Raw genomic sequence first — 14995 nt, 5'->3', positions numbered from 1 at the left:
TTTTCGCGCAAAAAAATTCCATAGCAAACGAACCCACTTATGCCCCAGCATAAGATAGACGATCCCGGTACCCATGACCAATCCTGGCATAACGCTTTAAGAGAACTGGACACTCGTTAAATTAACGAGTGTCCAGAAAAATAAGCCGTCAAAAATTAACTAATATATGCCATTCGGCGTCTTTACAAATCTAAAAGACGCCCATGTCGCTCCTGGCCCTGGAGGCGCACCAACAGCATATTCCATATATATGGCATTTCCACCATCACTATGTGTTTGATCCGGCCACAGGTATTCGCTCATATTATTGTTATCTTTGTGCCATAAACGAAAACCATTTGATGTCCAAATCGGCCTCAAATAGACGTACTTTGAAGCATTTCCATCAGCTTGAGCCAAATAGTCCTGTCCGTATGGAGCGCCCATCGCTTCAGAAATACCCACCCACCACGAAGAGTCGCTCGCCGACGAAGGAGTGGTATTCCAATGAGCAGCATATAGACCCTGGGCTCCATTAGGTATAAGTCTCCCGGACTCCCCTTGAAGGCTAGGTCCAAAACGCCATGGATTACCCATTCCCGGACCCATTAATACTGTATTATAGTATCCACTAGGAGGATTATTCCAATCCTTTGGATTAACCCATCCCCATTTTTGAGCATCCATACTATACCAATAGGCGTAATACTGACTGGATGAATTAGGCGTACCGGCATAATTTTGAATAATGATGTCATAGAAATAGCTCAATACATTCTGGCCAGAACCATCATAAATGGGCACAATGCTTCTCGATCCCTTTTGAACAGGCTCATTGGGATCGTAGCCCTTGGGATAATACGTTTCAGGGAACTTGAAATTTAAATAGAACTCACCCGGATTGCCATACTGGTCATGAAATTGAACATACCCTTTAATGCCTAACAATCCATTTCTTCCAGATGGCGTTTGACAAAACGGACGCACAAGATTAATGAATGTCATCAAGATAATGACAATCGATCCGTCGTCGCGACCTGTCGGTATAATAGGATTATCATCAAGATCGTCCCACAAAGGAATAGTCACGTCAGGCGTGCCGCTCCAGTAAATATAGGCATCCGTGTTGTAATAGTTGTACTGGCTCGTGTAATAGTAAGCATCGAGCGGATCGGACGGTTGACCTTTCGCAATGGATGCCCCATCCAAGCTCCAGTCCACCATCTTCTTGACTGCGCCATAGCCATTAATGGGAGAAATTTTATTGTCAATGGAGATTTGGTAGTTATCTTGCCGCCAGTAAAATTCAGGTGATAAAGGATTGCAGTCAGCGTGGGTAAGGCAATAAGTATCCATGTCCAGATTCTGCGACGACGGCGCACGAGTGGGACTGATAGCCAGTCCTCCGCTTGCTCCGGCTGCGTAGGCATTGGATGGGTACCCCGTCACCTGGATCGGCGAGGCGGAATACGTCGATACGACGTCACCCAGTTTCACGACCGTACTATCCGGCAGGGTCAACTGGCCCTCGATCGTGATCTGGCCCGGCACCGTACTGGTGAGATACAACAACGGGCGCCACCCACCGAGCACGCTCTCGGCGGGACCACCCTCTTCCTCCCTTTGTGGCACGGCTTCCGACGGAGGCACGATAATAACCTCGGTGTAGGCCGTGGGCGTTACCGAGCTCGCCCATCCTTGCGGAAGCTGACTGCCATCGTTGAGCGCCAAGGTCGGTACCTTCTTCTCCCATCCCCATGGCGGGGAAGTGATGCCCAGCAGCGCCTCCATGTAGGCTTGAAAGCGGGTGGCCGCCGGTGCCTGGGTAGGGGCAATGATGTCATTGTTTAAATGCGTACTGATGGGATCAAAATACATCCGCATGCCTACACAATGGTTGCCGTTGGCGTAGATGCCCGCATTGGTGACCCGCTGGGCATTGCCGTCGAGGTAAAAGCCGGTGTTCGTCACACCGTCCCAGGCATGCGCCCAGTTACCGTTTGCGTCGGCGATACCGAGTGTGGGCGGGAGGCTCGCTTGAATATCGGTCACGCCATTTTCATTGATACAGATGTAGTAGGCCCCAATCACATAGCCACCGGTCCCGAAGAAAATCTCCGACCCATCTATTTGATAGATGTCCTGAAACTGCGCCGTTGAATTGGCGGTAAACGAATAGGGCTGGTCGAAGGAACTGGTGGTCGTTGCCGTGCCGGTCTGACGCTTCGCCATGGTCTTGCTCCTTTGATTGCATACTGATGGAGAACACTACGGTCCGTGATGCTCAGAGCATCACGGCGATCGGGTTTCAGCATAAGTTCGTTTGGCCGGTCAGACTTTTGATCCAAGGTAAAAATCCTTTGGATGAGCTGAACTTGACAAGGAAATCCAAGTGACGATGGCGCCTATGCTGACGTCCTAGGCACTTAACAATACTTTTTCTTGATGAAACACATCGACATTATGACGGTTCCGTCATCTACTCAGCATTGACCACACACTTGCTTGTCTGGCGCGCTGGGTGATTACAACCGTAAAGTCGATCCATTATTGCCCCTGCGTGTAGTCGTCCATGCGCCAAAGCAGGTCAATGCAATAAAGAGGTAGACCCGTGTGATTCGAGGCGACAGTGGGCCAGCCATGGAACCAGGCACGCAATTCGATCGTCATCGCACGCAACCGCCTTTTGCGCCGATGGAAGATCAGAAACGAATAGCGGTGGCGGTCTCCAAAAGATTCGAGCGCTCTTGCTCGTGCGAAATACTTTGATAGTTTGCGGCGACAAAATAATTGCCGTTGATCGTGAGCGCACCTTCCTGGTATCGGTCGACGTAGTACAGGAACCGATAACGAGGTATTTTCCCTGGGTGAAGCAGGACAGCGCCACCTTGCATAGCATTATTGGAAAGGTATCCTCCCGCTCTTTCCGGCGCCAGCGCATCAGGTCCCGCATCGAGATAAAGCTCAAATCGCTTGTCCGGCTCGATGGCTCGATTTTGGGCCGCCTCATCCAGGCCGGAGGTCTCATAAAGTTTCACGTAGCTTGAATCTTCGGGACGGAAAATCATCCCATCCAGGAAATAGATCGTGGGATCTCCGTCCTGACCAGGAGGCAGGATGCCGCCTTGCTGAAATAAAGTCTCAGGTAACAGGTCGGTGGGGAAAACGGCCTTCTTGTGATAAGTACGCAACATCTTTTTATCGACGGACCTCATTTTGCTGATGCCAAGACGCCCCTGCCCCTCATCCATCAACTCGACCACCGATACCTCATGCTTTGGGTCGTGAACATGCATGAAATCGTTGAGCAGGGCACCGGTATCGGAGGCGCTGGTATCAGCAGCGACCGAACGCAACTCGGCTGTTTCGCTGGATCGAAACATCGCGCGAAAGAAAGATGTGAGCGCTTCAAAAGCATGGCCTGACGGATCGACCTTATTGATAGGGTCCGCTGCGCAGTAAGCGTAGGGGTTCAGGCCGCCGATCCCGAACGGACTAAAGCTATCCGGCGCATTGAAACGCATGAGAGCAAGTAAATATCCGCGATACCCATTGCCTAATAAATAAGCTGGAATGAAGGAAGCACGACATGCTCCGGTAAAACCACATACTTGAACAAAAGTCATATATCTCTCCTGATAGGGTCGCCCTTCAAGGAAAAGCTCTGCGAATGGCAGGATACAGAAATTAGCATGTTCCTATGTGGTTACTCTCTCACTCTCATCGCGCACAACAACGTGGAAAAGAAATATTATGCCGTTTATTCCATATCTCTAGAGATAAACCACCGCCAAATAATTTACCAGAGACATCCGCTCCAAGGCTTCCAGCATTACCGTATTTCAATAACATGTGGTGGATATCGTCCAGCGACTGTTCCTGCACGGACCACCTTTTACTTATATTATTTATTGAATCTTCTACCGCACCTAAAAGTCTAAGTATTCTTCGGATTTCCAGATTGTGCTGAAAATTCATAGGATCAGGCACCAATCACCCATTCATCACGCGGGTGTTGGCTGACGATGGTTCGTTAACGTGCGTATTTAAGGATTCTTCATGAGCATTTGGAGTGTCAACCCACAGGGGAATAACACGATTGTTGTCGTCAAGGACATGGACCCTTACCGAAAAGACTGTGGCTATCGCGAGCGTTAAAACGCATCAGCGTCAGTCAAATCCCATCGATAGCCATTCCCCAGCGGATAGCAGGCCGCCGTCGGATCCAGATACCCCCCTTTAAACCAAGCAATGAACTGTCACTCATAAATTCTCCGTACGCATTAAGATTTACCATCCGCTGTCACTGCGTCCTCAGATGCGGCCATCTATCTATTACTGCTCCAAAACCAATAGCCGCGGTGGCCTCGCGGGCGCTTTACCAAGATTGCTGAGTGCTTCATTGTAAGCCACATGAAGAACTTCCAAGCGCTCACGCATCGAACTCGCTAAACTCGGAAAAAGACTGGCATCAAAGCCATTTCTATTTACCTTCCGGATAACTTTCATGAAATCGCTTGCCGATCCCAAGCTATGGTTTGCATATACATATACTTTATAAATATCACGCATATTTTGGTGCATCTCGGGATCGGTAACGAATGCCTCACCATTTAGATATTTTACTGGAACATATCTCATCGTATTGACGTGAAGTCCATAAACGTATCTACCTGTCTTGTATCTTGGATCCATCACGGGAATATCTTCGTACGGTAAAAAAGCGATGAATTTTGCTTCACCCATGCGCCATGATTGCATCAACTGGTTTGCCTGATCGATATAGAATTCCGCGCTGGCGAACAGTTCATCGATCGATTCATATCCTGTCGGAGCCTGTGGCTCCGACGGTATAATCGAAGAAATACCTATTTTTTCAGAATACTGGTTGCCACCATAGTTGACGCCAAGATAAGCATTATTGCTTTTTTTTGGAGTTTTTGTAGTTTTTGGAATGGAATCGTATGTATTCCACTTCCTGTTGGCGTCATAGAGCGCCGACGCACCTCTGATACCTTTATCGCCAGAAACAGCATCCACTACCTCTTTCACCGTGTCCCCTACGGCGCTGGCCTCGATCCCTATGTCATCGATCAGGAAGTCACTAACCATGTGGCCACTGGGGTCCGTGTGATTGACGGGGTCTCCCATGCAATAGGCGTAAGGATTGATGCCTCCTGGTCCAAATGGACTCAGATCATCACGTTTGTTATTACGTGAAAGCCAGGGAAGGTACACACGATATCCATTACCGAGCATGTATCCCAATGTGACCGAATCTCTATAGCCTCCGGTAAAACAAATATTAAAATCATTCATTTTTACAAATATCCGAATATAGATAAAATCCGTGGCTATCAACTTGAATAGCTTTTTTATGGTCATGGAACGGATTACCTCTCCATGATCTCCGGTTGGATCACACGCGCAAGCCAGTAGGCATTGCACTCTTCAAAATTTAAACCATGCCGTGGAAAAATCCTGCCCTAATGATGACAATAAATTTTCAGCGTGTGCGATATGGACTTCGATAAGCACCCTTCGATCATGCAAGGCACCCAAGTTTGTCAAGACCCGCATGGCGTTGCCGGCAGGGTCAGTTCCCCACCTATCTCGCCATAGCCTGGCCTCCGGGTCAGCATAGGGCTCCGTTGCCTGCTGGATGGGCAACGTGAGATCAGTGGAAAGCTGATCGCTATCGCTGATAAGGGTATTGAACACTTGGCTGGCGTTATGCAGCGCCAAAGTTAGCGTATGTGCCGTATGTGGCGCAGCTTCCAACGCAATTGGACTTCGCAACTCTGCCAACTGCCTTTCCAAGTTACTCAAGCGACCGTGCAGAAAATTGATACTTGCTTGCGCGTGGATATCCCAATCAATTTGACGTAATGCGCTTGATGCATTCTGCCGCCCCGATTGTGGGTGGCTGGGACCAGGCTGATCGTCTAAACGGGATCTTTTTTGCAGTGGGCACATAAGCTTCTTCGTTCCATGGCCTGCGAGCATCCATTATCGAAATCCGCCCAGATAAATCGATATTGGACGGCGCAGAGTAGGCACGCCGAACCTCAATGGGGTGATCTGCCGGCCCCATCGAAGGTGCAAGGCGAATGTCATTCGTGGCTAAATCGAGTGCGTCGAGTGCCCCCCAGGGGGCATGCCCTGAAGGGTCCGTGCGATTGATGGGATCTGCCTTGCAGTAAGCATAGGAATTGATACCACCAAATCCAAAAGGGCTGAAGCTATCTGGCGCATTAAAGCGCATGGGCGAAAGTCGGTAGCGCCGGTATCCATTTCCCAGGGGGTAATCGAGTGTGACTCGGTCGCAGCTCGCCCCTTTATAACCCAGTGTGTGAGAGCTCATGACATTCTGCATCGCCCTTCGAGTTCCGGCTGCTGTTGTATCGATGCAACAGACTCAGTCGTTTTTTGAATAGCCAACGACCTATACGTTGCTTTCATTACCAGCTTTTTTGTCCTGTCAAAGCACTGGCTGCGCCGATGGAGGGATACTTGTTCAAAAACATCTCTTTCCGCTACGTTATCGCTCGCTTCCACTCGATCAGCATGTTTGACGAGTCCACTTCTTGCCATCCGTCAGGGTCCAAAAAGAAAGCGTAAAAGACTGGTATGGACCTGGTCTTGCTGTTCAATGCCTGGTCGCAACGTCCCCCTCTCTACCAGCATTCTTCTATAGGCCGGGATGTTCATCAAAGCCGTTGCGACAGACCTGGTGCTGTTTGCCCGCATCTGATCAAAAATGGCTGGGTCCAAATCAAAATCGCGCGCAAAAGCCGCCTCTCCCGGGAATCCCTGCAAATCCGTGACGGTAATTTGCGGAGATCCCTGAAGTGGGGCATTGTTCCTCGAACGTGCGGCGGTTACGTCATCCAGATCCCTGCCAAAGGTAAATAGACGCAGCATGCCTTCATAGTTGCCATCGCCAGGCCTGGCCACAGAAAGCCCGCCAAAGGCTCCCCAGGCGCGTTCGACTTCAGCGCGGCTGGAGCTCGTTGCGAGCTCGTTTTGCGTACGCCTAAAAAAAGTCTCATAACTCAACAAGGGCACACTCGGGCCGGTTCCGGGCGCGTACCTGGCCACCGGTCTGGGGAGATTGGCTGGCTCTTGTTGTGTCGGGCTCGATGCCGGCCTTGCTCTTTCCATCGCAATAGGCTCGACTTCCCCGTGCGAAGAAACTGCGCTCGCTTGTGATAAGGGACGTTCTTCATTTGCAGCAACTTGATCCACAAGGTCGCGGACAGCTGCTTGAACGTCGTCGTCGATCTCCGCAAGATCGATCCCAATATGGCCGGAGGGATCGCTACGATTGATGGGATCCGCTCCGCAATACGCATAAGGGTTGATACCCCCCGGCCCAAAGGGGCTGCGGCTGTCCTGCTTGTTGAAGCGCATCACTTCCGTCAAAAGCCACCGATAGCCATGACCAAGCGGATAGCCAGATGCAACGAGGTCTTGATAATTCCCGGTAAAACCTAAGATATAGCTCATTTGGCGTAGTCCTTATGAGATTCCGGCATTGCGCAAAGATATCAACGCTCTCATGAGACCTATTTTAGATTTATCTATAAGCCTGGCGCGTTGAACACATTACAGTGCAGGATGTCGGATCGATCAAATCCCTGCGGATTAAAAAAACAATATAGCCAAGTCGCATTTTTTTATGCCAAAGTTTTTCGGATCGAAACACTGTTGAATTGAAGCGGACAGCTACTTCTTTAATAATACGCAAGAGATGAATGGCGCCATTGCATCTCATCACCTAATGCAATGAATTATTTTAATGCGCGACACGATAAAATCGTGCCGAGATACGAGTTCAGCATAAGATCATTTTTCTACCCGTATTTTTGATGCAGGGTATGAATCCTTTGGAAGAAGGCGTCCGATTCATAGCTTCATGCGACACACCCCATCCATAATCTCTGCCCTGAAGCAGTCTCGTTTCTTCGTGTGGTCAGGAGTAGAGATGAGGGTCGGAGGCGCCGTGTTCCATCTCGCTAGGATATGCCGCATGCTGGACGTGACGGGCGGTGGCTACTACCCATGCCATGGCTCGGTCATCCTCCCACCACTGGCCCGCAACCCAGTTATGAGTCGAGGTGGCAATGGTTGGGATAACGCGGTCGCCGAATCGTTCTTGAGGGCCTCACGTCTGCAAGCCTGTCAAGACCCGCGTTGACCTGTGCCGGCGTCTTCGACTACAACGCAGCCCTCTACGATCGGTTGCACTGCCACGACCATCACCATCTCGGCGGCGTCAGTCCATAAGCTCTGTGAAGGCCCTTTCTGGGGCGGCCAGTGCCTTATTCCAGGACAATCCAGAACGAGACGGCCGCAAGCGGATTCTGGTGGAGGTTGCCAGAACGAAAAAAGGGGCTTTCGCCCCTTCTTTCAAGGATCTGCGGCCTCAACGACGCCCACGGATCAAAATTTGGAGCGGGAAACGAGACTCGAACTCGCGACCCCGACCTTGGCAAGGTCGTGCTCTACCAACTGAGCTATTCCCGCATCGGAGCCGCGCATTTTAGCGGCTGAAACGAAACCGTCAAGCGTTTCCATCGCGCTTCGGCGAGAGTGCCGGATGCTCTTCATGCAGCGCAGGCCAGGCCGCGCGCAGGTAATAAAGACCGGACCAGATTGTGAGTATGCCAGCCAGCACCAACAAGCCTTCGCCAATGTGATAGAGGCGCAATGCCTCGGCATCTTTTTCATGCTGCAGAATCAGCACAATCAGGGCGATCATCTGCATGGCCGTTTTCAGCTTGCCGAGGAAAGCCACCTTCACCGTGGCCCGCATGCCGATTTCCGCCATCCATTCGCGCAAGGCCGAAATGCTGATCTCACGCCCGACGATGATGGCCGACGTAATCGCCATGACGATGCCGGACCAGTCCCCGCGATGCGAAGCCACCAGCATGAACAGCGTGACTGCCACCATTAGCTTGTCCGCTACCGGATCAAGGAATGCTCCGAACTTGGAGGTCATGCCCAGGCGCCGGGCAAGGTAGCCATCCAGCCAATCGGTCGCGCCCGCCAAGGCAAACACTACGGCCGAGGTAATGTTGTGTCCACGGAACGGTAAATAGAACACCAGCACCATCACCGGCAGCAGCGCTACGCGGAACAGCGTCAGCCAGGTCGGCAAATTGATGCGCATGATCTCCTTCCGGTTTCAAAAGCACATGGGTTGACTCGATAAAGCGCGCCGACGCCCTCTGTTCGCAGCCCCCGGGGCCACCGGCAAAGCAGATGGGATATCCGCCGAACCGATGCTGCGGGAAATGCGGACAAACAGGACGGGTTCCAAGGTAGCGCCCGGAAGACGTGCTGGCCGCACAGAACGAATCAGGCCGCGGCTAGTGTCGCACGAGTGAATGTGATCAGGCATGCAACGCGTCATAGATACGTTCTGCGAGGCCGCGATCGATCCCTTTGACTTGCATGAGTTCCTCGATGCCGGCAGCCTCCACGCCTGCCAAGCCTCCAAAAGCCTTGAGCAGTGCCGTGCGACGGCGCGCGCCCACACCCTGCACCTCTTCCAGAATGCTGCGCTCGCGCGCCTTCTCCCGACGCTTGCGATGCCCACTGATGGCGAAACGATGGGATTCGTCCCGCACCGCTGCGACCAAATGCAGCGCAGGCGAGGTAGGCCCCGGATGAATTTCACGGTTCGACCCGGCCAGCACCAGGGTTTCCTCGCCGGCGCGACGCCCTGGCCCCTTGGCAACACCGACCACTTCGATGCCGGTTATGCCGAGTTCGCGCAGTACATCCAATGCCTGCGCCACTTGCCCGGCGCCACCGTCGATCAGCAACACATCCGGACGTGCGCCCTCGCCTTCCGCCACTTTGCGGAAACGACGGGTAAGCGCTTGATGCATGGCGGCGTAATCATCGCCGGGCGTGATGCCGGTGATATTGAAGCGGCGATAGTGGGATTTCTCGGGGCCTTCCTGCCCAAACACCACGCAGGAAGCGACGGTCGCTTCTCCGCGTGTGTGGCTGATATCGAAACATTCAATCCGGCGAGGAGGCTCGTCCAAACCGAGCAGCTGTTGAAGATCCTCGAAGCGCGTGCCCAGGGTTTGGCGGCTGGCGATACGCGACGTAAGCGACGCCTGTGCATTGCGTTCGGCCATCTGTAGAAACTGAGCCCGCTCGCCACGCACCCGGCTCTTGATCTCGACGGAGTGCCCACATTGCTGCGCCAGCATGTCACTGAGCAGTTGTTCGTCGGGGATGGCTTCGCCGAGGATGATTTCCCGCGGCACAGGGCGGTCCAGATAGTACTGGGCGACAAATTGGGCCAAGACGTCCGCTGGCTCGGCATCCAGCGGTAGGCGCGGAAAATAATCACGCGTGCCGAGGCTGATGCCGTTGCGGAAAAACAACACGCTGACACATACGATGCCTGCTTCGATGCGGCAGGCAATGACATCCATGTCGGCGGTGGCGCCTTGCACATGGTTCTGTGCATGCAGCTTGCGCAAGGCTGCGATCTGGTCACGCAAGGCCGCGGCACGCTCGAACTGGAGCGCGGTACTGGCCTGCTCCATCGATGCGGCCAGTTCGTCGATGACCGCACTGCTGCGACCATCCAGAAACATTTCGGCATGGCGCACGTCGCTGCGATATTCCTCAGCACTGATCAGGGCGACGCACGGAGCGGTGCAGCGGCCAATCTGATACTGCAGGCAGGGACGCGAGCGATTACGGAAATAGCTGTCCTCGCACTGGCGTACCTTGAACAGCTTTTGCATCAGATTGAGACTTTCACGCACGGCGAAGGCGCTGGGAAACGGCCCGAAATACCGTCCTGGCTGATTGCGCGCACCACGGTGGAAAGCCAACCGGGGATAGTCCTCGCCGCCGGATAGATAGATGTAGGGATAGCTTTTGTCGTCGCGCAACAGAATGTTATAGCGCGGCTTCAGGGCCTTGATCAGCTGCGACTCGAGCAGCAACGCCTCCCCTTCTGTGCGCGTGACGGTGATTTCGCAGCGCGCAATCTGCGACACCATGGCAGCGATGCGCGGCTCCATCCGCGGCTTCAGGAAGTAGCTGCCAACGCGCTTCTTCAGATTGCTGGCTTTACCCACATACAGCAGGTCGCCATCTTCATCGAAGTAACGATAGACGCCGGGCGACGTGGTGAGCGTGCTGACAAAGGCCTTGCCGTCGAAGGCCTGGATGGGGGGGGGCTGCATAAGGCTAATTTTAGCCCGGTTCGCGACACGCGCTACCTCACCTCCTGCAGTCCGCGTTCAGCCCCGACGCAGACGTTCGATCAGCCCCCGCACGCCTCGCTCGGCAAGGGTGACGGCATGTGCAAAGCCGGTGAGTTCACCATAGTACGGGTCGGGAAAATCGCGTGGCGGCATGGTACCTGTCCATTCCAGAAACAAGGCTTGCCTATCCTGCGCCTTGCCGCCGGATAGGCGCAGCATGTCGCGCAGGTTGGCGCTGTCCATCGCTAACAAGAGATCGTAACGGTCAAAATCTTCAGCGCAAAGCTGGCGTGCGCGATGAGCTTCCAATTCGTAGCCGGCACGCGCCGCCGCCGCGCGCATGCGCGGATCTGCCTGTTCGCCGGCATGCCATCCACCGGTACCGCACGACGCCACCTTGATAGCCCATCCCTCATTCACCAGGTGATGACGTGCAACCGTTTCAACCAACGGCGATCGGCAGATATTGCCGAGGCAAACGAACAGGACGCTACGCGGAGTTAAAGTTTGGCTACCCATGCCTCGGCCCGCTGCAGGTCAGCCTCGGTGTCGATGCCGGGCGGGAATGGTTCCGGCGTCAACCGGACGGCGATAGCAAAACCGTGCTCAAGCACGCGCAGCTGTTCCAACGACTCGGCCTGCTCCAGCGACGTGCGTGGCAGACTGGCATATTGCTGTAAGAAACCGGCGCGATAGGCGTAGATGCCGATGTGCCGCAGAAACGGTAAATCCTCTGGCAGTACATCTTTGTTGACCGAAAAGGCATCCCGCGCCCAAGGTATTGGCGCACGGCTGAAATACAAGGCACGGCCATGTGTCGACCGGACCAGCTTTACCGTGTTTGGATCGAACAGTTCATGCACATCCGAAATCGGTGTTGCCAGGGTGGCCATGGGCGCATCGTCCTCGGCCAGCGCGCGCGCCACTTCCCGAATACCTGCAGCTGGCGCAAAAGGTTCATCGCCTTGCAGATTTACAACGATGGTTTCTGGCGACCAGCCATAGTAAGCGGCACATTCGGCGAGGCGATCGCTGCCCGAAGCATGGTCGGGGCGCGTCATGCATACCTCCACGCCTTGCCCTGCCAGGGCATCGGCGATGCGCTGGTCGTCCGTCGCTACGATAACTTGCGTCGCACCAGCCTGCAGCGCGCGTTGAGCCACACGCACGACCATGGGCTGTCCTGCAAGGGCACGCAAAGGCTTCCCCGGCAACCGGGTGGAAGCATAACGAGCAGGTATGGCGACAATGAAGGGTGGAACAGGAACGGACATGCGTCACTCGCGGCAGGCCTTCGAAACGAAGGCGTTAGCTCAGCACGAACCCACAACGGTTGGCCAGATCGAAAAAGCCGGGAAACGAGGTAGCGACATTAGCGCAATCGCGAATGGTCACGGCATCTTTCGCCAGCAATCCTGCCACCGCAAAACTCATCGCGATACGGTGATCGCCATGGCTATCCACGGTGCCACCACCTATGACGCCTCCATCGATGATGGCTCCGTCCGGTGTTTCTTCGATTTGAATTCCAAGTGCGCGCATGCCGGCTGCCATCGTAGCAATGCGATCTGATTCTTTGACGCGCAATTCGGCCGCGCCGCGCACCACTGTGCGTCCCTGTGCCACCGCGGCTGCCATAAACAGCACCGGAAACTCGTCGATCATGTCCGGCACCACTATCTCCGGCAGCTCGATACCATGCAGGGGAGCGTAACGCACGAACAAATCCCCTACGGCTTCACCGCCGCTTTCGCTTGGGTTTTCGATGCGAATATCGGCACCCATCAGCTGCAAGGCTTTCAGCAAGCCGGTGCGACGTGGATTCAAACCGACAGCCGGAAGCCGAAGTTCAGAGCCGGGCACGATGCTGGCGGCCACTAAAAAAAACGCAGCCGAGGAGAAGTCGGCCGGTACGACGACATCCGTCGCACGCAAGCGATGACCACCTTCAAGCCTGGCGTGGCCGGGTGCAAAGACGATAGGCCACCCGAAGGCGGCCAGCATGCGTTCGGTGTAATCACGGGTGGGGTGAGGCTCGATGACCTCTGTGACACCTTCGGCATAGAGACCCGCCAAAAGCAGTGCCGATTTGATCTGGGCACTGGCAACTGGTAGCTCATAACGAATGCCATGCAAATGTTGATTGCCGTGCACATGCAAAGGCGGCAGCCCCTCATGGGTGTCGATCTTCGCGCCCATGTTCGCAAGAGGATCGGTGACGCGACGCATGGGCCGCTTGGAGAGTGACTCATCGCCGATAAGCACGCTATCGAATGATTGCCCCGCCAGCAAACCAGTCAGCAGTCGCATGCCGGTACCAGCATTACCGCAATCCAGCGACTCATCTGATCCACGCAAGCCGTGCAATCCAACCCCGTGCACAATGCGCTCGCCCGCCGTCGGAGCTTCAATCGATACACCCAGTTGCGCCAGCACGGCGGCCGTGGCGCGCGTGTCTTCGCCCTCAAGGAAACCGCGAATGCGCGAGGTTCCTTCGGCGATGGCCGATAGCATCATCGAACGATGCGAGACCGACTTGTCACCCGGCACGAAGACATTGCCATGCAAGGGCGAGGCAGGTCGGCTAACCCAATCCAGACGTTGCGCACCGCTCATGGCAGTGCCACTGGGTAGGAACCAAGCACTCGCACTTGCGTAGCCATCGGCCCCATGTCTTTCAGGGCTGCCTGCAATGGCGCATCGTCGATATGACCCGAGACATCGATAAAAAAGGCATATTGCCATGTGCCGGTATGTGCCGGCCGTGATTCAATGCGATTCATGCTGACGCCATGCTTGGCGAACGGGCTCAGTACGTCGTAGAGCGCGCCCGGTTTGTCGTTGACGCTGATCAAGAGCGATGTGCGGTCATTGCCTGACGGAGGAAAGAGCGAGCGGCCAATCACCAGGAAGCGGGTCGTGTTGTCGGCCCGGTCCTCGATGGCCTGGGCAACCACTTTCAAGCCGTAAATCTTGGCGGCTGTTGCTCCGGCAATGGCCGCCGTATCGTCTGCATGGCGGGCCAGCCGCGCACCTTCAGCATTGCTGTGGACGGCAATGCATTCCGCATCGGGCAGGTTCACGCGCAGCCAGGTTTTGCATTGCTGCAGGGACTGCGCATGGCCATAGACGCGCTTGATGCCTTCAAGCGAGCTACGTTGTGAAAGCAGGCATTGATGTACGCGCAACTCCACTTCACCGCAGATACGCGCATTGGAGGTGAGGAACATGTCCAGGGTCATTTGGATCATACCCTGACCGGAGTTTTCTACTGGCACGATACCGAAATCTGCGTGACCTGCGGCGACTTCCTGGAATACTTCTTCAATGCTGCCCAGCGGCAGGCCATACGCCGCATGTCCGAAGTGCTTGCGCACGGCTTGCTCGCTAAAGGTGCCTTCCGGACCGAGATAACCTACCTTGAGGGGGTCCTCCTGTGCGAGACAGGACGACATGATCTCGCGGAACAGGCGAACCATTTCCGCATCGGAGAGTGGCCCATGGTTACGGTCCACGACCATCCGCAGCACGTGTGCCTCGCGCTCAGGGCGGTAGTAATCAATAGCCGACAAGCCCTCACCTTTTACCTTGGCCACTTCGCGGGCCCAGTTGGCGCGCTCGGAGATCAGCTCCTGGATCTGCCGGTCAATGCTGTCGATGCGCTCCCGCACCTGCACCAGCGACAATTTGGGCTCGTTCATGTGATGGATGTCCAAACGTAAAGCAGTCTATTCAAAGGACAATAGTGCCCGAAATTCACAGGTTTG

At 54.5% G+C, this 14995-nt stretch carries 12 protein-coding genes, 1 tRNA gene and 1 pseudogene; all 14 read right to left on the bottom strand.

Translation table 11 applies throughout. The features are described 5' to 3' along the window. Positions 1-159: 159 nt before the first annotated feature. Positions 160-2211 carry a hypothetical protein gene (locus AC4HNJ_RS17685; RefSeq protein ID WP_490480920.1) on the bottom strand — a complete coding sequence of 684 codons (2052 nt, stop codon included), beginning with the start codon at positions 2209-2211 and terminating at the stop codon, positions 160-162. 470 nt (positions 2212-2681) lie between these two features. Further along, positions 2682-3605 (bottom strand): RHS repeat-associated core domain-containing protein, encoded by a 924-nt coding sequence (locus AC4HNJ_RS17680; protein WP_490480919.1) that lies wholly within the window; start codon positions 3603-3605, stop codon positions 2682-2684. A gap of 94 nt (positions 3606-3699) precedes the next feature. Further along, a complete protein-coding gene (locus AC4HNJ_RS17675) occupies positions 3700-3957 on the bottom strand; it encodes a hypothetical protein (RefSeq protein WP_490480918.1) in 258 nt (85 codons plus the stop codon). A gap of 357 nt (positions 3958-4314) precedes the next feature. Continuing rightward, the gene (locus AC4HNJ_RS17670) at positions 4315-5298 is read right to left on the bottom strand and encodes an RHS repeat-associated core domain-containing protein (protein WP_490480917.1); all 984 of its coding nucleotides are present in this window, start codon (positions 5296-5298) and stop codon (positions 4315-4317) included. Between the two features lie 132 nt (positions 5299-5430). Continuing rightward, the gene (locus tag AC4HNJ_RS17665) at positions 5431-5985 is read right to left on the bottom strand and encodes a hypothetical protein (protein ID WP_490480950.1); all 555 of its coding nucleotides are present in this window, start codon (positions 5983-5985) and stop codon (positions 5431-5433) included. Between the two features lie 163 nt (positions 5986-6148). Next, positions 6149-6343 (bottom strand): annotated as a pseudogene (locus tag AC4HNJ_RS17660) (RHS repeat-associated core domain-containing protein); the annotation flags it as partial. A gap of 233 nt (positions 6344-6576) precedes the next feature. Continuing rightward, positions 6577-7488, bottom strand: a complete 912-nt coding sequence (locus AC4HNJ_RS17655; protein ID WP_490480916.1) for an RHS repeat-associated core domain-containing protein — start codon at positions 7486-7488, stop codon at positions 6577-6579. A 944-nt stretch (positions 7489-8432) separates the two neighbouring features. After that, positions 8433-8508 (bottom strand) — tRNA-Gly (locus AC4HNJ_RS17650). A gap of 37 nt (positions 8509-8545) precedes the next feature. Then, complete coding sequence (gene pgsA, locus AC4HNJ_RS17645) at positions 8546-9157, bottom strand: CDP-diacylglycerol--glycerol-3-phosphate 3-phosphatidyltransferase (protein WP_490480915.1); 612 nt, start codon at positions 9155-9157, stop codon at positions 8546-8548. A 223-nt stretch (positions 9158-9380) separates the two neighbouring features. Next, positions 9381-11207, bottom strand: a complete 1827-nt coding sequence (gene uvrC / locus AC4HNJ_RS17640) for an excinuclease ABC subunit UvrC (protein ID WP_490480914.1) — start codon at positions 11205-11207, stop codon at positions 9381-9383. A 57-nt stretch (positions 11208-11264) separates the two neighbouring features. Further along, positions 11265-11747 (bottom strand): low molecular weight protein-tyrosine-phosphatase, encoded by a 483-nt coding sequence (locus tag AC4HNJ_RS17635; protein WP_490480913.1) that lies wholly within the window; start codon positions 11745-11747, stop codon positions 11265-11267. After that, on the bottom strand, positions 11729-12502 hold the full coding sequence (gene kdsB, locus AC4HNJ_RS17630) for a 3-deoxy-manno-octulosonate cytidylyltransferase (RefSeq protein WP_490480912.1): 774 nt from the start codon (positions 12500-12502) through the stop codon (positions 11729-11731). Before kdsB ends, AC4HNJ_RS17635 begins: the two co-directional genes overlap by 19 nt. Before the next feature lie 34 nt (positions 12503-12536). Then, positions 12537-13844 carry a 3-phosphoshikimate 1-carboxyvinyltransferase gene (aroA, locus tag AC4HNJ_RS17625; RefSeq protein WP_490480911.1) on the bottom strand — a complete coding sequence of 436 codons (1308 nt, stop codon included), beginning with the start codon at positions 13842-13844 and terminating at the stop codon, positions 12537-12539. Beyond that, a complete protein-coding gene (gene pheA / locus AC4HNJ_RS17620) occupies positions 13841-14929 on the bottom strand; it encodes a prephenate dehydratase (RefSeq protein ID WP_490480910.1) in 1089 nt (362 codons plus the stop codon). Before pheA ends, aroA begins: the two co-directional genes overlap by 4 nt. Positions 14930-14995 lie beyond the last annotated feature (66 nt).

It is taken from the genome of Dyella sp. SYSU CM1112 (assembly GCF_058216415.1).
Note: the sequence above shows the minus strand (reverse complement) of the source record. Positions and strands in the feature narration are given on the sequence as shown.